Raw genomic sequence first — 25,388 nt, 5'->3', positions numbered from 1 at the left:
GGGTTTATCGATGTTAGTGATGTGATTAAGATAATAAAAAAGCGCTCTCAAGTGAAGGAGCGCTTTTAGTGTATCTAAAAGGAACTAATTACTTCTTAATACCTTCGATATGAAGTTCCATATCGACGTAGCTTGAAGCACCCATTACTGGGATGTCAAAGTCAGCAAGCTCTAGGCGAGTGTTGCCAACAAAGCCAGCGCGCTCGCCGCCCCATGGGTCACTACCAGCACCAACGAATTCAGCCTCAATAGTAATAGGCTTAGTAACACCGTGTAGCGTTAGATCACCAGTTACATCTAGTTTGCCATTGCCTTTATCAACCACTTTTGTGCTAGTAAAGGTTGCTTCACTGTATTTGCCAGCATCGATGAAGTCACCACTACGAATGTGTTTGTCACGTTCAGCATGGTTTGAATCTAGGCTGGTTGTATCAACAACAACATTTACTTTTGAGTCAGCAATGTTGTTTTCATCAAAAGAAAAGTCACCAGAAAATGTATTGAAACGACCTTTGATGAAACTGTAACCCAAGTGGCTAACTTTAAAGTTGATTGAAGCGTGAGCACCTTTGGTATCGATGACATAATCTGCAGCTTGCGCACCAAATGGCAGTGCCATAGCGATAGCTAATCCTGTAGCGAAAAGTGACTTTTTCATTTTGAAGCTCCTAACATTTTTCTTAATGTGTTGTCTTTATCGATAAAGTGGTGTTTTAGTGCAGCAATAGCATGTAAGCCTGCAATCAGGATGACTGCCCAAGCTGCATAGAAGTGAATCTCACCTGCAATATCTGATTGGCCTGGGAATAACTCTCCCGCTCCTGGCACGGTGAACCAATTAAACACTTCGATGCCGCGTCCATCAGACGTTGAAATGAGGTAACCTGAAACAAAGATGGTGACCAATAGTAGGTACATGACACCATGCGCTGCTTTAGCAGCAAGCACTTCGTAACGTTTGCCTTCTACCTTTGGTGACGCCGTCACATGTTTCCATACTATGCGTACCAAAGTTAAAATAGCGAGTAAAATACCGACAGAGCGATGGTAATGCGGCGCAGTTCGATACCATTCGCTGTAATAGCTAAGGTCGACCATCCACAAACCCACTGCAAATAGACCAATAATGCACAGCGCTGATAACCAATGCATCACGCGTGCAGTAAGGTTGTAATTCTTTACCAGTGTATCCATCTCAAGTTCCTAGATATATTCCTAAGTTAATGCTGAGCAAGAAACACTACATTAACCTATTTACGTCATATGAAACAGATTATTTACCATCATTTACATCCAGCCAATGGTACCGTATCTATCAAGTTGTTCGAATTTTTTGAAGGAACTTTAAATCGTTTGTAAAACTGAAACTTACAGCTTAATTTCTTGTTCTATCTCATACAGCTCTTCGGAAACTTCTAACATTCTGCGTTCAACCAGTAACTTAGCATCTTCAACACCCTTGTTATAATAAATTGGTCCTAGTTTTTCTGTAATAAAATCAATTAGAAACTCACTATCGAACTGGCCAATTTCAACATCTAGCTCGTCTTGCATGTAATCTTGAATGGCGGTGGCCAACGCCTCTTTTTGTGCGCGTTCTAGCTTTATCATTTTTTCCCTTTCAAATTTTTGTTCAACTTCTGCTTCTTTCGTGTTGCTCTATTAAAGATTAAACACGGTCATTTGTGAGAAATTTGGTGTTTAGATCAAGAAGTTGCCGAAGTAAATTAGTCTATTCTCAAAAGACTATGCTAACCTTTTGCAGTTCGTTTTGTAATTATTAAGGGATATTCTTTGCTACTCGACCTAGTTATTCAAAGTGTTAATGATTTTCAAGACGACTGTCTTAAGCTGTGTGAAAAGCATTACCCTGCGGTGCATAACCAAGGCATGAGTGAGCATCATCTTGGTCTCGCGTTTTCAAGAAGGATGGAACATACTTTTCGTCACTTTGGATACAACTGCGTGATAAAGCCAATCGAAGTGTTGGATTCTCCAGACCTTCCCCATCACTATCGAATTTCATCCGACATCGGCACTGTCTGGGTTCTGAGTCACCATATGGTCAGTGCCGGAAAATCTTGCCGGGAAAACTTACTCTCATCAATTACGGAATGGCAGAGTGAATATGGCTATGCCTTACAGCCTAATGACCTACTCTTTTTAGTTTGTGATCATTGGATAAGTCGCAGCAAAACGAGCCGAGAATTGCTTCATTGGTGGATGGGGGAACTACCCGATCAGATCAACGAATACACAGAACAAGGAATCACACTGTACACCAGCGAGTCGCAACTCACGCAATCGTTGGACACTCGATTCGGTATTAGCCCTTGTTACATTAAGTTTGGGCATCCTTTACGGCGTTCGAACAAACAGCAGTTAGTCAGAAAATATTTGCAGTTGTATGCCGTACTGCAATGGTAGCATCAAATTGAAGTGCTGAGATTATCAATTATTTCATCAATTTGTTTGATATCACTCGACAAAACTACCCATCCATTACCATCGTTCTTGCTTGAGTTAATGAGCACACTTAGATTCATTGCCAATGAAATAGAAAAATTAGCGCGATAACGCTGATGTTGAGACATTGATTTAGGTTGTGGTAACAATGATGAGCATCTCGCAACTACTTAGTTGCATCCGGAAAGAAGCCGACGGGCAGTATATTGCGAAATACGCGAACTTCACTCTCCGCAGTGTCTTTCAACCCATATATAAGAACGATATTTCCATCGTTGGCCTTGAAGCACTGGTAAGAATTAGCAATGCCAATGGCACCATGGTTAGGCCAGATCAGTTTTTCCAATCCAAAGCGACTCCCACTCAAGATTTGCTCAATGTTGAACGCTTAAGTCGCCTAATCCATATCAAAAATTTCTCTCAGTCTCGCTTTCACACAAAACAATTGTTTCTCAATGTATTACCGGTAGCGGCAGAGATACTAGTCAAAGACATCACTTATAACCGACTGCTAAAACAAACCATTTATGAATCGCATTTGATGAATGAACAAATCGTCATGGAGTTACTTGAATTGAAGGTGGAGGATGAACTCTCTTTGTCTCAAGCTGCTCGGGAGTTAAGTCTTGAAGGATTTAAATTAGCGATTGACGATTATGGCGTCAATGCATCGACAACTGAGCGAGTGAGAAGCGTTTGCCCAGATATAATCAAGATGGATCGCTCTTTATTGCTAAGGTATGAAAACGGTGATTTTAAAGCGCTTAACGATGCATTATCACTCGCAAAAGCGTTATGCTCTAAAACCGTTATCGAAGGAATTGAAACCGAGCATCAACTTCGCTTAATGAAAAAGCTCGGTTTCGATATGTATCAAGGGTACCTACTTGCTATCCCCCAAACGTTAGACGTCTATGAAGAGGCAAAAACAGCCTGACTATGTAAGAACAAAAGTTTGCGCGGTTTAGCGAGAGCTACGTGATTTACCACGATTCTTATGAATCGCCAATTTTGCTTTTAGCTTACGCTTCTCAGATGAACGACTACGACGACGCCCATTTTGTTCAGGCTCAACTTCTTCTACAAGACTTGGTTCGAAACCTGCCAGCCATTCTTGGGGTAAGCGTTGATCAAGCAGATTCTCGATAGCTTGCAACAAGTACTCCTCATCTCTACTCATCAGAGAAACCGCCAAACCTGACTTTCCAGCTCTTCCAGTGCGGCCAATTCGATGGACATAATCTTCTGCTTTGAATGGCATATCAAAGTTCACGACTTGTTCTAGCTCTTGAATATCTAACCCTCGTGCTGCCACATCGGTTGCAATCAAAGCACGTACCTTACCTTGTTTAAATTCATCCAAAGCTCTTTGGCGGGCACCCTGTGATTTATCACCGTTGATAGAAACCGCTTTGATGCCATCTAACTTGAGCTCTTTCGCTAACTCATCACTGCCTTGCTTCGTTTTTGTAAATACAAGCACTTGCTGCCAATTCCGCGAGCCAATTAAGTACGCTAGCAATTCACGTTTCCGTTTTTTATCCACTGGATAAACCATTTGTGTTACCGTTTCAGCAGTCGTATTTGCTGGTGAAACTTCGACTTCAACTGGCGATTCCATGAGTTTATACGCAATAGTTTTGATTCGCTTCTCAAATGTCGCAGAGAACAATAGGATCTGTTTCTCAGCAGGCAAACGTCGGAAGATGCGCTGCAAGTCAGGCCAAAATCCCATATCTAACATACGGTCGGCTTCGTCTAACACGAGCATACCGGTTTTAGAGATGTTTACGTTACCATTAAACAGGTGATCCAAAAGGCGGCCTGGCGTGGCAATCAAAATATCAGCACCCTCTTCTAACTTTCTCTTTTGTACGCCAATGCTTGTACCACCATAAACACACACGATGCGAAGTTCTGTTTCTGCCGAGTACTGATTCAAATTATCAAATACCTGCTGTGCAAGCTCGCGTGTTGGAACCAAAATCAATGCTCGAGGTGTGCCATTAAGTTTCTTTTGCTGAACGGTTTGTATGATAGGTAAACCAAACGCAGCCGTTTTTCCCGTACCAGTTTGTGCAGCAGCAAGTAAGTTTTTTCCTGCAAGGACGTGTGGAATTGACTTTTCTTGCACTGGTGTTGGCGTCACGATATTTAGATTGCCTAGCGTCTCGATTAGCTTTTGTTCGATGCCTAAATCAGCAAAATTAACAGACATGTGTAACCTCATTATTTTTGGAGCGCAGAGTTTACCAGAGCCCCTAAAGCCATACTACTTTTCTATCTCATTGAGTTGAGTCATTAAGCTGTTGCTGAAAATCATACGACTGGCGCAAAACATCTCGATAAAGTGACGAGAACTTCTCTTCTAATTCGGTGTAATCACTTTCAATCACTTTAAATGTTGTGGTTAAGTCTGCCATTCTAGGACTTCTTTGCGACATCCGATGTAGTGCAAATTCTATATTGTCTAGATCTTGATAGGATTGAAGCCATCGGCCATGCCACATTCTGCTGTGGAGCACCAAAAAACGTGGCGGCAAATGTTCATGAACCTCTCGATTTACTCTCTCGTATGCCGTTTTTACAAAGTGTTCGAGAGACACGGAATGAAAGTCGTTCCAGTGTTTTGCGAGGCAATGATCCCAAAACATATCTAAAGCGATAGGTGCAAAACGTCTCGCAACACCAGTGAAATGAGGCTTACATTCGTTGACGATTGGATGATGGTCAGTAATACGGTCAACAAATCTATGTAATCTGATGCCATTTGAGATATCGCGATCATACAGCTTGCTTGGATCTCCTTTTACGAAGTCTCCAAGCAAGTTTCCCAATAAATGGCTGTTACTGTGTTCTGCGATATGCAGGTGGGCTAGAAAGTTCATTCGACGCCAGTTTTGGCCTCTAGGGCTTGGTGTGACATGAACCTAGTATAACGTCAATTACGACGAGATGAGAGTGTTCCGCTATTCGGCTTCGTTGTCTGAGCCAACGTATTCCGACAAGATAATGCCAATTTCAAGCGCATCTAGCAGCTCTAGGCTCTCATCGTTTTGGTATTGGTCGCTCATTGTGACCTCCTTTATTTTAAGCTCTCTTGCTTTTACTTGCTGACGGCCTGACTCTTGCCATATCCACATCAGCAACTCCTTTTTATAGTCTTTATATGACACATTCATGACAGCGAGAAGTAAAGATTTAAAAACCTATGAGCATAATCAAAAGTAAACGATTGCAATTAAGTTTCATATCCGCTTAACACTTTAGAGAAATGACTCTTTTATCAACATTCATGTCAATTTAAAGATATAACATACTGTTATAGGCGTCCTTAGATCTCATTTCTTAAACTAAATTTAGTATTCGTTACATATTTTGCTGATTAACTTCGCATATTTTGTTTCGATATAGCAATAGATTTGGTCAATATCTTTTATCTCTAATGGAGCTTTAAATGAGAGAAGTTGAGTTTAGAACGATAGACAGGCTGTTTATCAAGATGTCTATCAACGACAAAATGTGGGTGATATTCCTACTGTTTTTAGTAGCCCTCACTTCAGTGGCTGGAAGCCGCTACTTCAATGAAATACAACAATTTGAGCAGCAAGCCATCTCGGCGAGCGAAGCGAAGCTTTCTGGTATCGTTGATGCTCAATCAAACCGCGCTACAGAAATTGACGGCGTATCGAAATCGAACCGCGTAAGCGAGAGTTCTTTTGTCGATGGGTCTGTGACCGCTTATGCCAAGTTGCATTCTGGAGAAGTGATTAAGCTGACTCAAAATGTGTCCACACAATACGAATCGTTAAAATCATCAGCTCTATCGTCACTATTACTCAGCTTCTTATGGGGTATTCCTTTTGCCCTATTCTCTTACTGGGTGGCAACGTTTATCGGAGGAGCTCTGTGGGTTTTATATACAACAACCGAAAAAATTGGTGACGGTGACTTAACCTCTCGCCTTGGTTTCCATCCAGGTCGAGATGAATTCGGTACCATCGGCTGTGCGCTAGACAAGTCTATGGATACCTTAAGTGAACTGGTTAATAGTGTTAAAAATAATGCAACGATGTTGAGCGAGACATCTTCTGCATTCGAAAAAGATATGCAGTTGAGTGAAACCCAGATATCTCATCAATATCAAACGCTTGATTCAGTCGCGACGGCAATGGAAGAAATGACAGCCTCTGCAAAGGAGGTATCAAGTATTTCTCAACAAGCAACGACGCAGTCAGACCAAGATGCCCAGAAGATCGAACTAAGCAGAAGCCGTGTACAAAACGTGATTGGCGAGATAGAGACGTTATCTAGCTATATTGAACAAGCCTCTACGTCAGTAACCAATTTAAACGAGAATACGACGCAGATTAATGACGTGATCACAACGATTAACGCCATTTCAGAACAAACTAACCTGTTGGCACTAAACGCAGCAATCGAAGCAGCCCGTGCTGGTGAACAAGGTCGTGGATTTGCAGTGGTTGCCGATGAAGTACGTACATTAGCAAGCAGAACTCAACAGGCAACAGTAGAGATCCAAGCCATGATTGAGAAGCTTCAAATAGAGAGTCAGAACATTGCTTCAATCACCAACCGAACCGTTCAGCAAGCTCAAACCAGCAGCCAGCTTATTGATGAAATCGGCCATGATGTTACCTCTATTGCCGAGTCAGCACGCTCATTAATGGACATGAGCATTCAGATTTCCACATCTGCTGAAGAACAAAGCGCAGTTGCTAACGATATTGCATCGGAACTTTCAGAAATTCGTAGTCAATCAAGCACAATCAGAGAAGTGGCGGAGCAATCTACCGCTGGCGTCGCTAATCTCACGCAAGCCTCCGTTTCTCTTGGTGAGATATTACAACGCTACCGCACCGCATAACGTTGTGGAACTTATGATCAACAAGGGCTCCTTAGGGAGCCCTTTTCTTTAAACCGTGTTCAACTATTACCTTCGATATTTTCTACGACATCCAAGTGGATATTTGAAGTGAATCTCAAGTTCTCGCTGTACCCGATGAAATAATGTTCTTAAACAGAGCGTTCCGCTATGCTTGATCTTGCCAATTCCAATTTGCTGCTGGAAAACAATATGAATAATTACAAAGACACAAAAGACATAGAGAACCTGAATTGCCCACTCTGCCAAGGAGATGAATATCTCATTTCATCGGATGGCGAGAAATTCACATGCGCTGCTTGCGGATTTCATACAAAAAACTTCTCATCTATCCAATGTCTACATCAAACGCCTTACCTACAGTCTAAACTTAAGCACATCCACAGCTTAAGTCCGGTTTGCCATTAATAGGTCAAACAGAGCAGCCACACAGCTGCTCTTTTAATTCATCTAAATGATGGATGCGAATTACACGCTCGTCATCAACACGATTGATAGCTTCACCATTAAATAACTGCACCGTTTTGATACCGGCGTTTAGTCCCGCCTCGACTCCTTTAGGCGTGTCATCAATATAAAGACAGTCACTTGGTAAAAAGCCCATGCTCATAGCACTGTACATGATTAAATCGGGCTCAGGCTTCCAACTATTCGCATCGAATGCCGAGAACACTTTCCCTCGGAAAGCATCGAGTAAACCGGTTAACTCCAAAGCGTATTCAATTTTATCTTTAGGTCCATTAGACGCCACACAATATTCGATATTATGCGAATCCAAAAACTGAATTAATCGTTTTGCGCCATCCATCGGCTGTAAGTGACGCACAAAAAGAGACTGGACTTCTTCTCGGTATTGCGGTTCTAAAACATCAATTGGGACTTTGATATCTTTCAATTCTTTAGTATCTAAAAGGATGTCAGCGAGCTTTCCTCCTTTAAAGTGAGAAACGCACTCTTCCATCGTTAACTCAGCCCCATGCTGGTTAAATACATTGACGAGCGCTTGGCAACACAGTCTTTCGCTGTCGACCAACGTACCATCACAGTCAAATATCACGCACTTAATATTGGTAATTGCCATAGCCATCTCCAGACGTCTTAAAGGCTCAAGCCCAAGCTGATTTTAAGAATGTTTGGATTAATCTTATTTGAGTTTGGGATTGTTGAAACGACGAGCTTGGCATTTCATGGAAATAGAAGGGAGCAATTACAGTTTTTCTAAGCAAGATCACCCAACGTCATCTTGCTTTACTTTTTATGCACATTGATGTGTAAGTTAGTCTTCGATAACCACTGAGTCTAACAGTTTTTGCTCGGTGCTTAGTCTTTTAGCCAGATCAGCCACAAACGAGCTTTTGTACTTTGATTCAGAAACAGCAACATCAGAGATGAGTGTATTTCCTTCGAGATGGCTAACAATAGCAGCACCAATTGGGACTCCAGATTTAAAACCAACATATAATTCAAAATCTGGCGTGAGGATAATCTGTGTCAGATATTCAATGATCATATCTTTATCATACTGCTGTTCCCAGCGCTGAGATTGCAAGATAGAGAACATAATGGTGAGTCGATGAAAATCGACCAGAAAAATATCGTCGGGGTTAAATTCAGAGTCACTTTCCAGTAGTGTGTCTTTGTCGACTACTTGATACGTTGCTTTTTCTAGCGTTTTGAAATAGACATCGCGCCCTTTCAAACTCTCTGGTGTCGGAAATTCAACTTCGACCAGATCATACAGCCATGTATTTTTACGCTCGATACTGGCTAACTGTTGTTCATTCATCTTGATACCTTCGTTTAGAGCAGTACATTAGCATGAAGCCCGCAACAAACCTAGCGCACATAGACCTTTCCGTGGCTAAATTTTGTTTTAGGTGCAAACCTCTGATAGATTTCATCAATATCTTTCCTAGTTAAGGACAAAAATAATGAAAAAGATGCTGTTAAGTGCATTGCTTGCTACTACTCTAGTTGGTTGTTCAGATAACGATGTTGCTGACGTGGGGCTCGGTTGGTTTACTTTGAAAGACATCAAAGTCGGTGAGTTGAAAGACGAGGTGGTAACAGGTGTCACATGTCACATCGCCTCTATCGAAGCGGATTTCAGCTTAGCGGATCCAAGTGATAGCTCAATATCATGTCGTCAGACTGGCGAAATCACACCGGAAATGATTGCAAAAATAGATAAGAGTAAGTCCGGTGAAATTGTATTTAAGAAGTCAAAAAGCATTTTCTTCAAAACAATGAAGGTTCGCCGTATTTATGATGCCGATAACCAAACCTTACTCTACTTGTCTTATACAACAAAAGAGACCGATGGTAGTTTTAAGCATAGCCTTTCGACAGTCCCACTTTGGGGTACCAAGGCTTACGTTGAGCCAACTGAAGTGAAAAAGTAACGCAGGTAAATTTAGTTAGCGCGGAGCAGGCTCTTTCCGGGCGCTGCTGAGCAACAAGTTTAAAAAACAACCCATTGCAATACGACAAGCGCCATAAATTGCAGCTGCTTTGGTTGCTATTTACTCAGCTCGCTGATTTTTTCAGCGAGCAGACTTCTTTGTAATAAATCGCCACGATTTTCATTTTTTTGTGATACAATCCCGCCTCTTTTTTTCTCACTCAAGAACAAGCATGAAGTTTCCTGGTCAGCGTAAATCTAAACACTACTTCCCAACTCACGCTCGAGATCCATTAGTAAACCAAATCCGACAGGCACCTAAGCTATATCGCCCAACTATTGTTGGTGTCGGTCAAACCATTGTAGATATCGAAGCACGTGTAGATGACGCGTTTTTAGAGAAATACAACCTGAGTAAAGGACATTCGCTCGTTCTTGAAGAAAGCAAAGCAGATGCACTTTACGAAGAACTGGTTGAGCAAGGCCTGATCACACACCAATACCCAGGTGACACGATTGGCAATACTCTTCACAACTACTCAGTTTTAGCCGATAGCAAATCCGTTTTGCTCGGTGTGATGTCTAAGAACATTCAAGTCGGTTCTTTTGCTTACCGCTACCTTTGCCGTACGTCTTCACGCATGAACCTTAACCATTTACAAACGGTAGATGGCCCTATTGGTCGCTGCTACACCCTAATTTCTCAAGACGGTGAGCGTACATTTGCTATCAACGAAGGTCATATGAATCAACTACTTCCGGAGAGCATTCCTGAAGAGATCTTTGAGAAAGCATCAGCCCTGGTTGTTTCTTCTTACCTAATGCGTGGTAAAGAAGAAGATCCAATGCCTAAAGCGGTACAAAGAGCGATCGACTTTGCTAAGAAGCACGATGTCCCTGTTGTACTTACGTTAGGGACAAAGTACGTTATCGAAGGTAACGCACAGTGGTGGCAAGAATACATTCGCGAAAACATTTCTGTTGTCGCTATGAATGAAGAAGAAGGTGCGGCGCTAACAGGTGAAACAGAGCCGCTAGCAGCTGCAGATAAAGCGCTTGAGTGGGTTGATCTCGTACTTTGTACAGCAGGACCAAATGGTCTGTACATGGCTGGTTACACCGATGAGAAAGTAAAACGAGAAACCACACACGACATCCTTGAAAGCTCCCTCGAAGCCTTTAACCAGTACGAGTTTAGTCGTGCGATGCGTAAAGAAGACTGTCAAAACCCAATGAAGGTCTACTCTCACATCGGCCCTTACCTTGGTGGACCACTAGAGATTAAGAACACTAACGGTGCAGGTGATGCAGCCCTTTCAGCCTTACTGCATGACATGGCAGCAAACTCTTTCCACCAAAAAGAAGTGCCTAACTCAGAAAAGCACGAAGTACGATGCTTAACCTACTCCTCGCTTTCTCAGATCTGTAAATACGCAAACCGAGTAAGCTATGAAGTGTTGACGCAGCACTCTCCTCGCCTATCGCGAGCGCTTCCTGAACGAGAAGATAGCTTAGAAGAGACTTATTGGGATCGTTAAAACGACAGCTTTAAAGCTGAAAATATATCAAGGTCACCATTTGGTGGCCTTTTTGTTTTTATCTAGCACTGTAACGAGTAGATTTTGTTAGTATGTCGCACAATACGAAGCAGTAAACTCTTTACAAGCCTAACCGAAACAGTACCATCACCAAGCAGACCTTTGCCTCACAATAATACTCGTTATAACTCAGGTAGTTTTTCAACGCTACCTGTGTGCCACTTTGGGGATTCTCCATGCAGTCAGATATCGAAATTTGCCGAAACACACCACTTTCTTCTATTGATGTTATCGCGGAAAAAGTAGGACTATTGCCCGAAGAGTATGACACTCACGGGAAGCACAAAGCCAAAGTCCACCCAAAATGTTTGGAACGACTCAAAGCAAATGATGACGGTAAACTTGTACTCGTCACTGCGATCACGCCGACTCCTCTTGGCGAAGGAAAAACCGTTACGACGATAGGACTGGCGCAAGGTTTAGCAAAGCTTAATCAATCTGTTATTGCATGTATAAGGCAACCTTCGATGGGACCCGTCTTCGGTATTAAAGGTGGCGCAGCGGGCGGCGGTTATTCTCAAGTAGCTCCAATGGAAGAGTTAAACTTACACCTTACTGGTGACATTCACGCAGTGACAGCGGCGCACAACCTTGCTTCAGCCGCTCTTGACGCTCGCTTGTTCCATGAGCAACGCGAGGGTTATGATGCCTTTGAATCTCGCACCGGGTTAAGAGCACTTAAAATCGACACGGCAAGTATTACTTGGAAACGAGTGATGGACCATAATGATCGTGCACTACGTAAAGTCAAAATTGGCCTCAATGATGCAGGAAAAACCATCAATGGTTTCGAGCGTGACGAAGGGTTCGATATTTCAGCCGCTTCTGAGTTAATGGCTATCATTGCACTAGCCAAAGATTTAAAAGATTTACGTCAACGTATTGGGAAAATTGTCGTAGCGTACGATTTGAACGGAAACCCCGTCACTACGGAAGATCTACAAGTTGCAGGAGCAATGGCAGTAACACTAAAAGAGGCGATTGCACCAACACTGATGCAAACTCTAGAAGGTGTTCCTACGTTGATCCATGCAGGTCCATTTGCAAACATCGCCCATGGAAATTCATCCATTATCGCGGACGATATTGCGCTAAAACTGTCAGGTTACACGGTAACTGAAGCCGGTTTTGGTTCGGATATGGGATTTGAGAAAGCGTGTAACATTAAAGCTGCTGCCGCCAACAAAGCCCCGGACTGTGTAGTGATCGTAGCAACATTACGCGGCCTCAAAGCGAATTCCGGACACTACGATTTACGACCAGGTATGGCTATTTCAGATTCCATTTTTAATCCGGACCAAGCATCATTGGAGGCTGGGTTTGAAAATTTAAAATGGCACATAAATAACGTTCATAAATACGGTTTACCTGCTGTCGTTGCCATTAACCAGTTTCCACAAGATTGTGTGAAAGAGCTTAAAGCTCTTGAAGATCTGATTCACCAATTTAATCCCGAAGTTAAAGTAGCCATCAGCACCGCTTTTTCGCAAGGCGGACAAGGCGCAACGGAACTAGCTCAACATGTTATTGATGCGTGTACCACGCCTGTAGAGTTTTGTCCGTTATACAACAAAGAGCAATCATTACTCGAAAAGCTCATGGCAGTATGTGAAGCGGGCTATGGAGCAACCAATATAGAAATGACTCCTATCGCGACTGAACAGCTCAAACATTTTGAGCAATTAGGCTTTAACAACTTAGCGGTTTGCATCGCGAAGACACCACTATCGATAACCACAGACTCCGCAGTCAAAGGCGCACCAACTGGTTTTACCGTCCCAATCCGCGAGCTGCGCTTGTGTGCGGGTGCAGGATTCGTTTATGCATTATCTGGTACCGTGATGACGATGCCAGGCTTACCTGATAAACCCGCATTTATGAACTTAGATCTTGATGATGAAGGAAATATCGTCGGTCTCTCTTAGTGCAGTGATAACGTATCGCTATCAGTGAAGTGAGCATATTCATTGAGTGAGTGGTCTACTTACCTATCCACTCACTCTCAACAACTGTGAAAAGAGTTGTCTCAGGCCTTCTACTCTTGAATCGTTGATACAAAGCTCTCCTGCCTTACATCAACGCGCCTGTTTTAGACCTTTAGAGTTAAGACGCTAACCCTAAGCCTTGTTTGGCCATAGTTATTAAGCTAGAAAACCCTATTTATCTTCTTGTTTTGTCGCCACTTTACATTGTAAATCCATACTTGTTGACTTCTCCTTTCTACAATTTTGCGCCAATTTGATGCACGGGCTATTTAGCGCTTCACTAATATGGTGCAGTTGTCTTACAGTGAAATTTTAACCTCCTTGATTTTTAAGGAGATATTCTATGGCTCGATTCTTGTAGTAGACTTTTCACTAATAAGCACATTAGCACATGCTTTTCAAAACCTCTGCGTTGCATACCACCTCCTTCAGGTTAGCACCGTTTTGATGCATGTCAGAAAAGGGAAAGGGAATATTATGGAAGACGCACTCGCCGTAATTTTAGCAGGAGGGATGGGGTCTAGACTCAGCCCACTCACCGATGACAGAACCAAGCCAGCCGTACCTTTTGGCGGAAAATATAGAATTATAGATTTCACACTAACCAATTGTTTACATTCGGGTTTACGCAAGATCCTTGTTTTAACCCAATATAAATCTCATTCACTTCAAAAACACTTACGAGACGGCTGGTCGATATTCAATCCAGAGCTAGGCGAGTACATTACTGCTGTTCCACCACAAATGCGCAAAGGTGGTGCATGGTATGAAGGAACCGCCGATGCGATTTATCACAACATGTGGTTGCTATCGCGAAATGATGCAAAGTATGTGGTTGTGTTATCCGGCGATCATATCTATCGAATGGACTACGCCGCAATGCTTGAAGAGCATAAAGAGAAAGGTGCTAAGCTCACCGTTGCCTGTATGGATGTTCCCGTAGAGGATGCTTCAGCATTCGGTGTAATGGGCACCACAGAAAACGGGCTCGTTACTTCGTTTATAGAGAAACCTGAAACCCCACCTACTCTTCCTGGAAGCGCGACCAGAAGCCTTGTTTCTATGGGAATATATATCTTTGATATGGATGTTTTGAAAGAAGCGCTTGAAGAAGACTCAAAACTCGATTCATCAAGCCATGACTTCGGAAAAGACATCATACCTAAGCTAATTGATACCGAATCCGTTTACGCTTATCAATTCTGTGGCAGTAAAGGGCGCGTCGATAAAGATTGCTATTGGCGCGACGTGGGTACCATTGATTCCTTCTATGAAGCGAATATGGATCTACTAGAACCTGTGCCGCCAATGAACCTTTATCAGTCTAATTGGGCGATTCGTACTTACGAGCCGCAGTTTCCACCAGCTCGTACTGTATCGTCGGCTACGGGTAATGAAGGCATTTTTATTAACTCCATCATTGCTACCGGTGTCATCAATTCCGGAGGCTCAGTACAGCACTCCATTATTTCCTCTAATGTACGCATTCAAGATAGTGCAACGGTAGTCGATTCCATCATTTTTGATGACGTAGAAGTCGGTGAAGGAAGTCAGTTGGTCAACTGCATAGTTGATAAACATGTTCGTATTCCGCCACATACTCAAATTGGCATCAACAAACTTGAAGATGCGAAGCGATTTAAAATCTCAGACAAAGGTATTGTCGTCATACCTGAAAGTTACCAATTCGATTAAACGACAAACTATCACAACAAAAAAGCGCACGATAATCATCGTGCGCTTTTGTTTAAGTGCCTGTAAACATTAGGCTATAACAAATAATCCATAATAATTAGATGTTACATACCGTTGACCAGCTACCATCTGTACCCGGTTCAGCCGCTGTCCACCAGTTCGCTTGGTAAACCACACCGTTGTGGATGATCTTATCGCCTTGGTTAGCGTGGCTTGGATTACCTGCCCAATCCGTTTGTGGCAGAGCTGGGTATGTCACTAAACCTGTCGTATCACACGTACCTGGTTCAGTGGTACCACCACCCGTGCCCGCATTGAGATCACCAATTGGTAGACCTGGCTGTTCAAACTTAAACGCAAACTCTTTACCACCAGAAATCACTGAGTAGTTAGCCGGACCAGAGATTGGTAGGTAGTAAACCATATCAAGCTCGTAAGTGCCGCCCGCTGGCAAGTCTTTCCATGCTGGTAGAGAGAACGACACACGGTGCATTACGCCATCTAAGCCACCAATGTTGTTTGCACGAGTATGTCCAGAAGCAATGACTTTCAAACCACCACCTGATTGGTCTTTCGCGTTGTCCGGCGCAGATACTGGGATATCGAATTGGAATTCAGTACCGCCAGGGATCGCTTGACCAGTGTTGTTCGTAAACGTGATTTTCGGGTTAATTGGGTAGTTTTGGTCGCCAACTTTGAAGCCGCCAACACTAACAGTAATGTCTACTGCTTCAGTTGGTGTTGGGCCAGTCGCTACTTTGTTGCCGTAAGGCGTCGCAGACTTAAACTTGTCGTAGATAGCTTTGGTCATAGTGTTACCCATGTGGTATTCACCATTACCCGCCGCACAAGCTTGTTCAGTGGCATCTACTGCCGTACGATTACCATTTGCATCCAGTACGTAACAGTTGTAATCACCGGCTAGTTCCCAGAACATGATACCGCCGATCTCTTTATCGATAACGTAATCGGCTTTCACCTCGATAGAAGCTTTATCTTCCGTAGATAGGAATACGCTCTTCTCTGCGTTCCACAACCAAGGTGCCACAGCAACGCTATCGTAATGACGGGTATAAGTACCAACAAACTTATCTGAAGGATCGTTGACAGGGTCGAGACCGTAAGCAGCTGCGTAAGAGCCCCAAATACCGTTTTCTAGGTTCTTAGCATGCCACATTGGGTTAGAACCAGCGCCCATTTCGTTTCCTTTAGGGTCGGTATCATGCCACATGTTGTCGATACCAATAGCGCCGTGACCACAGTTGTTCTTCTCACCTTCACCTGTGCCCGGTTGGCACTCTGCTTGGTTTGGTAGTGCCGCTCGGCCCCATAGGCCATTTTCGCCACCAGTAACACCTTGCCAACCACGGGTGTAGTAAGGAACACCAATGTTGATACGACCTGCTGGCATAGAACCACGGAAGTAATGGTAAGCCCAGTCTGTGTTCAAGTAACCGATACCACCGTATGCAGCAGTGCCGTATACGTTCCACTGCGCTAACTCAGAGTCTTTACCTGTATCGAATAAAGCCGCGTTATGACCAACGTGATCATTCCAAGCCCCATGCAAGTCGTAAGACATGATGTTTACGTAGTCTAGGTACTTAGTTACATCGAAGGTTTCCATCCCACGTAGCAAGTAACCTGAAGATGGTGCTGCGATAGTCAGCATATAATGAATACCATCTTGCGCGGATGCCGCATCAAGTTTCTCACGCAATACTTTCATCAGCTCTTGGTAAGACGCCCATAAATACTGACGACGTGGTTCCATGAAGTCTTTGTCGTAAGGGTTACCAGCACCAGCCATTGACGTCGGGTATTCATAGTCAATATCCAGGCCATCGAACTTGTACTGACGCATCATTTCAACGGCAGAAGTTGCGAACTTCTCAATACCAGCATGATTAATAGAACCGTCCGCATTCGTCGTCATGGTGTAGAAGCCACCATCAGCTACACGATCGCCGTTCGTATCGAAGTGACCGCCCGTTTCAGCCCAACCACCAATCGAGATTAGCGTTTTAACATCATGTTTTTGCTTGTAAGTTGCTAGTGCACCAAAATGACCTTTAAAACCAAGAGCAGGATCTACCTCAACGCCTGGCCAAGTTTTACCTGTAGCAGGGTTGTTAGGATCATTAACGTCGCCAACGTTTACTTTGCCGTCAGAACCAATGCTCACAAACGCGTAGTTAATGTGAGTAAGTTGTTCCCAAGGAATGTCTTTAACAAGGTAAGTCGCTTGTGGGTCGTCACCTGATCGCCAACTGGTGAAGTAGCCGATTACACGACGTGGGTGATCAGCCCCCATTTTCTCACGACCTTCTTCATCATAAATAGAACAGTAAGGAACATCTACACCCGTTGTTTGATAAAGACCATCAGGACGACAATTAGATGTCACTGCGCCGCCGTTTACTGTTAACGTCGCAATTGCAGAATCTGCTGTTGCTCCAGCATCATCGGTTGCTCTCGCATAAACACTTAATGAGCCAGCTTGTGAAGGGGTTACATCCAGCGTGTATGGCGCTGTTGTAGCAGTGCCAGCAAGCACACCTGCAACATAAAAATCAACTTTAGCAACGGTACCATCCGCATCCGTAGCATTTGCAGTCAGTGTTACGGAACCACCCAGGTCAATAGAGCTCGCAGAAAGCGCGACATCCACTGTCGGCGCTTCGTTACCAGGTTGCGCTGATGCCACAGTTAACGTCACAACACTTGCCGTACTAACGGCACCTGCATCGTCATAGGCCTTGGTAGAGAACTCGTGCTGTCCTTCAGTTGCTGTCCACGATGCAGCATACGGCGCAGACGTTGCCTGACCAACTAATACACCATCAACAAAGAACTCTACTTTGCTAACAGTCCCATCAGTATCTGCCGCATCTGCAGCTAGGCTAACAACATCACCCGCAGTCACAGAAGCCGACGCAGAAGGCGATGTCAGAGTAACCGTCGGGACTTCATTCTGAGGTGGATCAACCGGTCCAGTGCCATCACAAGCGCCAAGTGTTTCCCACTCGCCCCACTCACCAGATTGCGCTGGATTGTTGTTTTGCGTCCAGTAACGCGCTTTATAAGCATTACCTTCATGCTGAACTTGGTCGCCACCGTTATAAACTTTTGATGATTGCCAAGTTTCTAGAGGGGCACAGTCAACTGCTGCGTAGCTATTGAAGGCCATAAGACAAGAAGCGGTGAGTGTGCTTAGTGTGAACACGTTTTTCACTGCGTTGCCGTTTTTAAGGTGCATAATCGCTCTTCCTTAAGTTATTGTTAAAACAATACTAAATGCGCTAAACGAAGCGCATCTATACTTTTATTTCGACGTAAAATAACTTAAGTACAAGTTGGTGATTTCACACTATCTATTTACGAGTTTTCCACACCGCCTCGCAACAATCCACTAAATGATTGCAACAACGTACCTATTATTTGGCACCAGTAACTAATTTTATAACTCAAATAAATATGTCACTCGCAAATTAATAAAAAAGGTAAAAAAAGTCGCCATTTTGAAATAAAGATCACTAAGCCTTTGTTGACCTTGGCGTTTCATTAAAATGCCGCTTGTACTCGCGACTAAACTGTGATGGGCTCGTGTACCCGACCATTCTCGCTGCATCATTAACACGTCGCCCCTCTAACTGGATCAATTCGCGCGCTTTGTTAAGTCGAACTTTCTTAATATATTGCAGCGGAGATTCAAGCGTGACATTGCGAAATGCTTGATGGAAAGCAGACACACTCATGTTGGCTTCTTCAGCCAATGCTTGTACGTTCAACTGTTCGTGATACGCTTGATGCACGCGATTTAGTGCTTTAGCGACCCTCGCGTAAGAACCTTCTTGATGTGCTAGGTCAAATAAAACATACCCCTCTTTGCTCACCAAAGTACGATACACAATTTCCTCAAGAAGCAGCTCGCCAAGCATGATAACATCAAGCTCGTCACACATTGCTTTCATTAACCGCTTGCACGCATCCAACATACCTTCATTCATACGTACCGACTTAAGGCCGCAACGGGTAGCATCCAGACACTTATTACTGAATTTCTCAGCCTCTAATTTTTTAACGAGTTTATGAAGAAGCGTTGGCGAAATATCTATCGAAATGCCAAGTAAAGGCTCATTGTTTGTCGCAAACGCTTCGCACTCTAGTGGCATGGGAACCCCGACAACAAGGTAATCATCGGGCCCATATTGCACTGGTGTATCACCAATATGAATGTTCTTATGCCCTTGACCCAAGACGATGATGCCGGACTGATAGACAAACGGCTGGCGATGATTCCCTTTGCTACTGCGATAAAACCATACGCCATCTATCGCTGTTTTCTTCATACCTTCTAGGTCATGCAGCCCCTGCTTTTCAACATATTGCTGCATGATATCTGCGAGAGTGTGCATTAGAGCGCTCCATCAATGACCAACGAGTTTGGTCTCTATTATCGTTTCGAGCACTATACTTCCTCTCGACTTTAACTTTCTAGCTCAAGAGCATCAATTTTGTAGAAATAGGCAAATTATTTGCAGAAATCGACCTGTTAACCATCGTTAATCGGGACTAATATGCATGTATTCAATCTCCTTCACTGGAAGCAAGAGGGCTAATAATGAACTTTTCTTATGTAAACCCAACCAAGATTTTCTTTGGTCAAAAACAAATCGCAGCAATCAAAGAAGCTATCCCATCCGACCAAAAAGTTTTAGTGGTATACGGTGGTGGCTCCATCAAAAAAAATGGCGTGTACGACCAAGTAGCAGAAGCTCTTGAGGGACATGAATGGCTAGAGTTTTCAGGTGTTGAACCAAACCCAACCAAAGAAACACTCGATAAAGCAGTCGCAATGGTAAAAGAGCATGGCGTTGACTTTATTTTAGCGGTAGGTGGTGGTTCAGTCATCGATGGCTCCAAATACGTAGCAGCGGCATCAAAGTATGATGGTGATGGTTGGGATATCATGATTGGTAAGCACCAAGTCACTGAAGCGACGCCTCTAGCTGCAATTTTGACATTGCCAGCAACAGGCTCAGAGTCAAACATGGGCGCAGTTATCACTAAAAAAGAAACTCAAGACAAACTTCCGTTCATGTCTCCAGCAGTGCAGCCAAAATTTGCCGTGTTAGACCCAGATGTAATGAAAACACTGCCAGAACGCCAGCTTATCAACGGCATTGTTGACGCATGGGTGCACGTATGTGAGCAATACTTGACGCTTCCTACCGGTGCAATGGTTCAAGATGGTTACGCAGAAACACTGCTGAAAACTTTAAAAACACTCGGAGAACAGTTTGCGGAACGAGACGACGATATGTGGCGCGCAAACTTAATGTGGTCTGCTAACCAAGCATTGAATGGGTTAATTGGTAGTGGCGTTCCACAAGACTGGGCAACACATATGATCGGCCATGAATTAACGGCTCTATGGGGCGTTGATCATGCGCGTTCTCTTGCAATTGTCCAACCGTCGTTACTTCGTAACCAAATGCAGTTTAAGCGCCCTAAGTTAGAACAAATGGGTCGCAGCGTATTTGGTCTTGAAGCAGGTGAGGATTTAGCAGAGCGCACAATCGAATCTATCGAAGCGTTTTATCATCAACTTGATGTCGCAACTAAGCTCGAAAACTATGGTGAGAGCCGTGAACAAGCTATCGATGCCATCATTGATCAACTAAACAAACACGGCATGACTGTTTTAGGTGAAAACCAGGCGATCACACTTGAACGTAGCCGAGAAATCTTAGAGTTAGCTGTCTCATAACTGCAACAATTCTTCACTGCCCTTCCTAGGGTTTAACGGTATTGTGACTTAACAGTCACAATACCGTTTTTTTATGCTATTTTGTAAGCCACATCACGTTCAAAACGAGGAGGCTTCTAAAAACAACGATTCCCTCCAGACAAAAAATCGGCCGTGTTGGTTAGTAAAGAGACAACTGTCCAGCTTTACACAAATAAAAATAATTGAGATCAAAGAACGAGTTAACTCGTTAATTAAGTTTTGATTTGTTGTAGTGATGTACTACATAATTTTGTCTGTTCGAGAAAACACTTTATGTGGCTAGTTGTTGTCGTATTAGCATTCATACATATCATCAGTATCCGTAAAGGCTCTAAATGGCTCTTTTACGTTTCTAAACCATTACCAGTGCTCTGTATGCTTGGTATTTTAATTCAGTCCCCGGCTTACCCAATGCCATATGCGCATTGGATTTTGATTGGCTTATCGCTCTCGTTGCTTGGTGACGTGTTATTAATGCTCCCTAGAGACAAGTTCATTACAGGCTTAGTGCTCTTTTGCTCTGCCCATCTCTCCTATAGTTATGGTTTTGCCATCATGTCAGCGTGGCATTTTACACCTTGGCTCCCAATTGCCTTGTTCGGACTGGGTATATGCGTCTACTGGTTGTTCCGACCGGATCTCGGTAAAGAAAAACGGCCAGTTGCCAGTTATATATTGGTACTGATGACTATGTGCTGGGCTTCGATCGAGTATTATTTGAGTGGGAAAACACAATCCTCCTCTTTTGCAGTGCTCGGAAGCTTTATCTTTATTATCTCTGGCATCGTATTGGCTTTCGAACGCTTTGGTGGACGGTCAATATTTTCACGACAAGTTGTCATGGTGACCTACTATTCTGCACAGACACTAATGGTTATGTCTGTTGTTGCGATTGTTGTTCGTTATCCGTATCTCGTTGAACTGAGTTAGTCATACTCTAGACTGCACCAACATTAAAGAAACATGGATGTATCTTGTAAGCGATCTGAATAGAGTCTTAAAATCATCGCCTAAACATTAGCTTATTCTTAATGAAATTACGCGCACAACTTGCTATTGTAAAAGGATATTTTTCCGTTATAGCGTGCCCCTTTGAAAGAGAATACTCCCGTCGTTGAGTTTAGCGACGTAAATAAGTGGTATGGCGATTACCACGCTCTAAAAGACATCAACTTCTCCGTGCATTCTGGCGAGATCGTCGTGGTGTGTGGCCCTTCTGGTTCCGGAAAATCAACGCTCATTCGTTGCATCAACCATCTTGAATCGATTCAAGAAGGCCAGCTTCATGTGTTCGACCAGCCTTCTCACGCAAAATCTCTCAAGCCCGGTAAAATCGGCATGGTGTTCCAACACTTTCACCTTTTTCCTCATTTGACTGTACTGGAAAACCTCACTTTAGCGCCGATTCGCACACTCAAATTATCAAAACAAGAAGCTGAAAAACGCGCAAGACATTACCTAAAGCGAGTCAATATTGAAGAGCAAGCGAGTAAGTATCCTATCCAGCTTTCTGGCGGTCAGCAGCAACGCGTCGCGATTGCCCGCTCCTTGTGTATGGAACCGGATTTACTCCTGTTTGACGAGCCAACTTCAGCGCTTGATCCGGAAATGATCAACGAAGTGTTGGATGTCATGGTTGAGCTGGCTCAAAGCGGAATGACGATGATTTGCGTCACGCATGAAATGGGATTTGCCAAAAAAGTAGCGAACCGCGTGGTATTTATGGATGAAGGCCAAATCGTGGAAATGAACTCTCCAGTCGCCTTATTTGAGACACCACAGCATCCACGAACCCAAGCATTTTTGAACCAAATTTTAAGTTACTGATGATAGTTCGCTTAATCAAACCTGTCCTTCAAGCTATACTGCAAATGACGCTCCTCTTCATCGCGATTGTGTGGGTGTTGGACTCTGGTGCCGACGCTATGGGCTATCAATGGCAATGGGAGCGCGTACCTGATTACATCGCTTTTTATGAAGATGGCGAATGGTGGCCGGCAGAACTTATTGATGGGCTATTGGTAACGCTTAACATCTCGGCTATTAGTCTATTTTTTACCTTAGTATTAGGGTTGGTTACCGCGTTACTAAGGCTTAGCGATTCGAAAGTCGGCAATGTTATTGGTACCACTTATGTCGAAGTAATACGTAACACGCCGTTGTTGGTGCAAATCTATTTACTCTACTTCGTGTTTGGCCCGGTGATTGGTTTGGACCGATTCAGCACCGCCGTTTTGGCATTGTCCCTTTTCCAAGGTGCCTACACCGCGGAAATATTCCGTGCAGGTTTAAACAGTATTCCTAAAGGGCAATTCGAAGCAGCACAAACTCTCGGGCTATCACCGTTTTACACCTACAAAGACGTAATTTTTCCTCAGGTTTTACAGCGCACATTACCGCCATTAACCAATGAAGTGGTTTCTTTGATCAAAAACTCTTCCATTGTAAGCGTGATGGCGATTTTTGATCTAACAACACAGGCACGCAACATCGTCTCAGAGACGGCGATGCCGTTCGAAATTTGGTTTACCGTGGCAGCAATTTATCTTGCTCTCACTCTGTCACTTTCTGGCTTGTCTGCAAGGCTAGAACACAAACTCGGAGCCAGTTGGCGCAAATTATAAGGAGATAACATGAAGTTATTCAAAGCGACCATTACTGCATTATTAGGGCTAGCCATCGCTATGCCTACAATCGCGAAAGAAGATGTCGCCACACCCAATGTAGATCAAATCAAAGAACGAGGCACTTTGCGCGTTGGTATGTCAACATTTGTACCTTGGGCAATGCGTAACAAGCAAGGTGAGTTAATCGGTTTTGAAATCGATGTTGCCAAACGCTTAGCACAAGATTCAGGTTTGAAAGTGGAATTCGTACCGACTGCGTGGGATGGCATTATTCCCGCACTACTGGCGAAAAAGTTCGACGTGATCATCGGTGGCATGTCGGTTACGCCTGAGCGTTCCAAAAGCGTCTTGTTTACTGAGCCCTACTCGCACTCAGGCGTTCAAGTAGCAGCAAACAAAGAACTCGCCTCTGGTTTTAGCGAATTTTCGGATTTTGACTCACGACGCGTAAAAATTGCGGCTCGTCGCGGCGCATTCACCGTTCAAGTAGCCAGAGAAACCTTCCCGAAAGCGAAGATCCTGCAATTTGATGACGACGCGCAAGCGTTCCAAGAGGTGCTGAATGGTAACGCCCACGCGGTCATTGCTTCTAGCCCAAAACCAGAACATGAGACAGTGAAACACAGCGACAAACTATTCCTTCCATTCTCTGAGCGACTATCACAAGGTAACGAAGCCTTTGCAGTTCGCTTGGGGGAAGAAGATAAAAAGGCCTTTTTCAATAAATGGATTGAAGCAAGAACCCAAGATGGATGGTTAAAACAACGTTATGAATACTGGTTCTCGACATTAGATTGGCAAGATCAAGTCGCGCAAGGCCAGTAATCTAAATGGCTCGTGGACGCCGCGAGCCTATACTCTCCAATCATCCATTTTACTTTTCCATAACTTATCGGAGTCAAATTTTTGGGCGAACACACTACCACTCGCACAGCACCCGCGAAATCCAGCACAGGCTACCTTTTACCGCAATTAAACACACTAGACTGGATACTACTTGTTATGTGCGGTATCGGTGGTGTTTGGCTGTACCATCGGTCCGCTGTTGGTGTGCATTATTTGTGGCAGTGGAAAGAGGCGCTTGAATTACTTTTCACGCCTAGAGCAGATGGTGGTTTGCCCTACTTCTTCCAAGGTTTGATTTCGACGTTAAGGCTCAGTATTTGGGGCATCAGCTTCGCATTAGTGTTTGGCACTTTGTTAGGCTTAGCACGCTTCTCTCGTTCCGTTTGGTTGCGCACACCTGCCAATGCGTTTATCCAGTTAGTGAGAAACATCCCTCCGTTGGTGTTTGTTTTTATTTTCTACTTTTTCATTTCTAACCAATTGATCCCGTTACTCGGTTTGGAAGATCTTCTACGAAACTACAACGGCGAACCAAATGCGCTACAGCGCTTTCTGTTTGGGCCTTCTAACCTTTGGGAAAACCTTGCCTCTGGCGTGTTATGCGTCGGCTTACTCTCTTCTGCCTACATTGCAGAAGTTGTGCGCGGTGGTTTACAAAGTATCGACCAAGGTCAGTGGGAAGCGGCTGACTCATTGGGCTTGTCTCGATGGGTGAAATACCGATTTGTTATCGCGCCACAGGTGCTTAAATCAATAACACCTGCACTTGCCGGTCAAACCATCTCTTTGGTGAAAGACACCTCTATTGTTTCACTGATTTCGATACAAGAAATGACGTTTGTTGGGACAGAGATGGCAAATTCATCAGGGTATATATTTGAAATTTGGTTGATTGTCGGCCTTGCTTACTTCTTAATCTGTTTTGGTCTGTCACTTATTTTCCGCCATATTGAAGCAAAATCGGAAGCCATTTCAAATTAACTCAACCGCATATGTAATTAGGCACATTTGATTCTTCAAATCAGAATTGCACCCTGTTACATTGGCAAGATGCTAAATTTTCGGCGTTT

23 protein-coding genes are annotated in these 25,388 nt (G+C 43.7%); 13 read left to right on the top strand and 10 right to left on the bottom strand.

The annotated features are described in order from the left end of the window. Positions 1-88: 88 nt before the first annotated feature. The 3 genes from R8N46_RS07245 to R8N46_RS07235 all read right to left on the bottom strand — a co-directional run bounded on the left by R8N46_RS07245 (position 89) and on the right by R8N46_RS07235 (position 1,611). Positions 89-658 carry a YceI family protein gene (locus R8N46_RS07245; RefSeq protein ID WP_017634178.1) on the bottom strand — a complete coding sequence of 190 codons (570 nt, stop codon included), beginning with the start codon at positions 656-658 and terminating at the stop codon, positions 89-91. Beyond that, on the bottom strand, positions 655-1,194 hold the full coding sequence (locus R8N46_RS07240) for a cytochrome b (RefSeq protein WP_042520838.1): 540 nt from the start codon (positions 1,192-1,194) through the stop codon (positions 655-657). The genes R8N46_RS07245 and R8N46_RS07240 overlap by 4 nt, the downstream gene beginning before the upstream one ends. Before the next feature lie 174 nt (positions 1,195-1,368). Beyond that, entirely contained in the window at positions 1,369-1,611 is a 243-nt protein-coding gene (locus tag R8N46_RS07235) for a DUF2164 domain-containing protein (protein ID WP_042520836.1), read from the bottom strand. Between the two features lie 183 nt (positions 1,612-1,794). Between R8N46_RS07235 and R8N46_RS07230 the strand changes: the two genes are divergently transcribed. Together R8N46_RS07230 and R8N46_RS07225 are read left to right on the top strand one after the other, a co-directional pair. Continuing rightward, the gene (locus tag R8N46_RS07230; protein WP_005376385.1) at positions 1,795-2,427 is read left to right on the top strand and encodes a hypothetical protein; all 633 of its coding nucleotides are present in this window, start codon (positions 1,795-1,797) and stop codon (positions 2,425-2,427) included. Between the two features lie 187 nt (positions 2,428-2,614). Then, positions 2,615-3,403: an EAL domain-containing protein gene (locus R8N46_RS07225; RefSeq protein WP_042520834.1), complete on the top strand. Its 789-nt coding sequence runs from the start codon at positions 2,615-2,617 to the stop codon at positions 3,401-3,403. 27 nt (positions 3,404-3,430) lie between these two features. Here the strand turns inward: R8N46_RS07225 and R8N46_RS07220 are convergent, their stop codons facing one another. The 3 genes from R8N46_RS07220 to R8N46_RS07210 form a co-directional block, all read right to left on the bottom strand. After that, a complete protein-coding gene (locus R8N46_RS07220; protein ID WP_181881319.1) occupies positions 3,431-4,684 on the bottom strand; it encodes a DEAD/DEAH box helicase in 1,254 nt (417 codons plus the stop codon). A gap of 67 nt (positions 4,685-4,751) precedes the next feature. Next, positions 4,752-5,354 carry an ACP phosphodiesterase gene (locus R8N46_RS07215; RefSeq protein WP_053303599.1) on the bottom strand — a complete coding sequence of 201 codons (603 nt, stop codon included), beginning with the start codon at positions 5,352-5,354 and terminating at the stop codon, positions 4,752-4,754. Positions 5,355-5,435: 81 nt separating this feature from the next. Then, on the bottom strand, positions 5,436-5,609 hold the full coding sequence (locus R8N46_RS07210; protein ID WP_005376381.1) for a hypothetical protein: 174 nt from the start codon (positions 5,607-5,609) through the stop codon (positions 5,436-5,438). A 314-nt stretch (positions 5,610-5,923) separates the two neighbouring features. Between R8N46_RS07210 and R8N46_RS07205 the strand changes: the two genes are divergently transcribed. Further along, complete coding sequence (locus R8N46_RS07205) at positions 5,924-7,354, top strand: methyl-accepting chemotaxis protein (RefSeq protein ID WP_213967991.1); 1,431 nt, start codon at positions 5,924-5,926, stop codon at positions 7,352-7,354. Between the two features lie 430 nt (positions 7,355-7,784). On the opposite strand, the gene R8N46_RS07200 is transcribed toward R8N46_RS07205, so the two are convergent. Then, complete coding sequence (locus R8N46_RS07200; RefSeq protein ID WP_047103569.1) at positions 7,785-8,453, bottom strand: HAD-IA family hydrolase; 669 nt, start codon at positions 8,451-8,453, stop codon at positions 7,785-7,787. Positions 8,454-8,648: 195 nt separating this feature from the next. Then, entirely contained in the window at positions 8,649-9,158 is a 510-nt protein-coding gene (locus tag R8N46_RS07195; RefSeq protein WP_005386088.1) for a hypothetical protein, read from the bottom strand. 145 nt (positions 9,159-9,303) lie between these two features. On the opposite strand from R8N46_RS07195, the gene R8N46_RS07190 reads away from it, so the two are divergent. From R8N46_RS07190 to glgC, 4 genes are all read left to right on the top strand, one after another. Further along, positions 9,304-9,774 carry a CreA family protein gene (locus tag R8N46_RS07190; protein WP_005397614.1) on the top strand — a complete coding sequence of 157 codons (471 nt, stop codon included), beginning with the start codon at positions 9,304-9,306 and terminating at the stop codon, positions 9,772-9,774. 232 nt (positions 9,775-10,006) lie between these two features. After that, positions 10,007-11,311 carry an inosine/guanosine kinase gene (locus R8N46_RS07185; RefSeq protein ID WP_005376376.1) on the top strand — a complete coding sequence of 435 codons (1,305 nt, stop codon included), beginning with the start codon at positions 10,007-10,009 and terminating at the stop codon, positions 11,309-11,311. Positions 11,312-11,547: 236 nt separating this feature from the next. Further along, positions 11,548-13,296 carry a formate--tetrahydrofolate ligase gene (locus R8N46_RS07180; protein WP_115386640.1) on the top strand — a complete coding sequence of 583 codons (1,749 nt, stop codon included), beginning with the start codon at positions 11,548-11,550 and terminating at the stop codon, positions 13,294-13,296. A 537-nt stretch (positions 13,297-13,833) separates the two neighbouring features. Then, complete coding sequence (gene glgC / locus R8N46_RS07175) at positions 13,834-15,051, top strand: glucose-1-phosphate adenylyltransferase (RefSeq protein WP_025767797.1); 1,218 nt, start codon at positions 13,834-13,836, stop codon at positions 15,049-15,051. Between the two features lie 97 nt (positions 15,052-15,148). On the opposite strand, the gene R8N46_RS07170 is transcribed toward glgC, so the two are convergent. Both R8N46_RS07170 and R8N46_RS07165 read right to left on the bottom strand, forming a co-directional pair. Continuing rightward, a complete protein-coding gene (locus tag R8N46_RS07170) occupies positions 15,149-18,310 on the bottom strand; it encodes a chitinase C-terminal domain-containing protein (protein WP_213972202.1) in 3,162 nt (1,053 codons plus the stop codon). 277 nt (positions 18,311-18,587) lie between these two features. Continuing rightward, positions 18,588-19,469: an AraC family transcriptional regulator gene (locus R8N46_RS07165; RefSeq protein ID WP_033906538.1), complete on the bottom strand. Its 882-nt coding sequence runs from the start codon at positions 19,467-19,469 to the stop codon at positions 18,588-18,590. 206 nt (positions 19,470-19,675) lie between these two features. Here R8N46_RS07165 and R8N46_RS07160 point away from each other — a divergent pair, with 206 nt between their 5' ends. The 6 genes from R8N46_RS07160 (at position 19,676) to R8N46_RS07135 (ending at position 25,299) form a co-directional block, all read left to right on the top strand. After that, positions 19,676-20,824 (top strand): iron-containing alcohol dehydrogenase, encoded by a 1,149-nt coding sequence (locus tag R8N46_RS07160; RefSeq protein ID WP_213972203.1) that lies wholly within the window; start codon positions 19,676-19,678, stop codon positions 20,822-20,824. A 294-nt stretch (positions 20,825-21,118) separates the two neighbouring features. Then, a complete protein-coding gene (locus tag R8N46_RS07155) occupies positions 21,119-21,775 on the top strand; it encodes a lysoplasmalogenase (protein ID WP_005376394.1) in 657 nt (218 codons plus the stop codon). Between the two features lie 162 nt (positions 21,776-21,937). Then, the gene (locus tag R8N46_RS07150) at positions 21,938-22,672 is read left to right on the top strand and encodes an amino acid ABC transporter ATP-binding protein (protein WP_203345420.1); all 735 of its coding nucleotides are present in this window, start codon (positions 21,938-21,940) and stop codon (positions 22,670-22,672) included. Continuing rightward, positions 22,672-23,469, top strand: coding sequence for an amino acid ABC transporter permease (locus R8N46_RS07145; protein WP_213972204.1), 798 nt, complete (start codon positions 22,672-22,674; stop codon positions 23,467-23,469). Before R8N46_RS07150 ends, R8N46_RS07145 begins: the two co-directional genes overlap by 1 nt. Positions 23,470-23,478: 9 nt before the next feature. Continuing rightward, complete coding sequence (locus R8N46_RS07140; RefSeq protein ID WP_086047417.1) at positions 23,479-24,297, top strand: transporter substrate-binding domain-containing protein; 819 nt, start codon at positions 23,479-23,481, stop codon at positions 24,295-24,297. Positions 24,298-24,378: 81 nt separating this feature from the next. Then, the gene (locus R8N46_RS07135) at positions 24,379-25,299 is read left to right on the top strand and encodes an amino acid ABC transporter permease (RefSeq protein ID WP_053303584.1); all 921 of its coding nucleotides are present in this window, start codon (positions 24,379-24,381) and stop codon (positions 25,297-25,299) included. Positions 25,300-25,388: the final 89 nt, after the last annotated feature.

Origin of the sequence: Vibrio sp. 1874, assembly GCF_033344395.1 — a bacterium.
Taxonomy (GTDB): Bacteria; Pseudomonadota; Gammaproteobacteria; order Enterobacterales; family Vibrionaceae; genus Vibrio; species Vibrio alginolyticus.
This window is presented reverse-complemented; position numbering and strand designations above follow the sequence as displayed.

Bases quoted from the DNA above. Each gene is read 5' to 3' on its own strand.
- R8N46_RS07245 (WP_017634178.1), bottom strand. From the start codon at position 658: ATGAAAAAGTCACTTTTCGCTACAGGATTAGCTATCGCTATGGCACTG.
- R8N46_RS07240 (WP_042520838.1), bottom strand. From the start codon at position 1,194: ATGGATACACTGGTAAAGAATTACAACCTTACTGCACGCGTGATGCAT.
- R8N46_RS07235 (WP_042520836.1), bottom strand. From the start codon at position 1,611: ATGATAAAGCTAGAACGCGCACAAAAAGAGGCGTTGGCCACCGCCATT.
- R8N46_RS07225 (WP_042520834.1), top strand. From the start codon at position 2,615: ATGATGAGCATCTCGCAACTACTTAGTTGCATCCGGAAAGAAGCCGAC.
- R8N46_RS07220 (WP_181881319.1), bottom strand. From the start codon at position 4,684: ATGTCTGTTAATTTTGCTGATTTAGGCATCGAACAAAAGCTAATCGAG.
- R8N46_RS07215 (WP_053303599.1), bottom strand. From the start codon at position 5,354: ATGAACTTTCTAGCCCACCTGCATATCGCAGAACACAGTAACAGCCAT.
- R8N46_RS07210 (WP_005376381.1), bottom strand. From the start codon at position 5,609: ATGTGGATATGGCAAGAGTCAGGCCGTCAGCAAGTAAAAGCAAGAGAG.
- R8N46_RS07205 (WP_213967991.1), top strand. From the start codon at position 5,924: ATGAGAGAAGTTGAGTTTAGAACGATAGACAGGCTGTTTATCAAGATG.
- R8N46_RS07200 (WP_047103569.1), bottom strand. From the start codon at position 8,453: ATGGCAATTACCAATATTAAGTGCGTGATATTTGACTGTGATGGTACG.
- R8N46_RS07195 (WP_005386088.1), bottom strand. From the start codon at position 9,158: ATGAATGAACAACAGTTAGCCAGTATCGAGCGTAAAAATACATGGCTG.
- R8N46_RS07190 (WP_005397614.1), top strand. From the start codon at position 9,304: ATGAAAAAGATGCTGTTAAGTGCATTGCTTGCTACTACTCTAGTTGGT.
- R8N46_RS07185 (WP_005376376.1), top strand. From the start codon at position 10,007: ATGAAGTTTCCTGGTCAGCGTAAATCTAAACACTACTTCCCAACTCAC.
- R8N46_RS07180 (WP_115386640.1), top strand. From the start codon at position 11,548: ATGCAGTCAGATATCGAAATTTGCCGAAACACACCACTTTCTTCTATT.
- glgC (WP_025767797.1), top strand. From the start codon at position 13,834: ATGGAAGACGCACTCGCCGTAATTTTAGCAGGAGGGATGGGGTCTAGA.
- R8N46_RS07170 (WP_213972202.1), bottom strand. From the start codon at position 18,310: ATGCACCTTAAAAACGGCAACGCAGTGAAAAACGTGTTCACACTAAGC.
- R8N46_RS07165 (WP_033906538.1), bottom strand. From the start codon at position 19,469: ATGCACACTCTCGCAGATATCATGCAGCAATATGTTGAAAAGCAGGGG.
- R8N46_RS07160 (WP_213972203.1), top strand. From the start codon at position 19,676: ATGAACTTTTCTTATGTAAACCCAACCAAGATTTTCTTTGGTCAAAAA.
- R8N46_RS07155 (WP_005376394.1), top strand. From the start codon at position 21,119: ATGTGGCTAGTTGTTGTCGTATTAGCATTCATACATATCATCAGTATC.
- R8N46_RS07145 (WP_213972204.1), top strand. From the start codon at position 22,672: ATGATAGTTCGCTTAATCAAACCTGTCCTTCAAGCTATACTGCAAATG.
- R8N46_RS07140 (WP_086047417.1), top strand. From the start codon at position 23,479: ATGAAGTTATTCAAAGCGACCATTACTGCATTATTAGGGCTAGCCATC.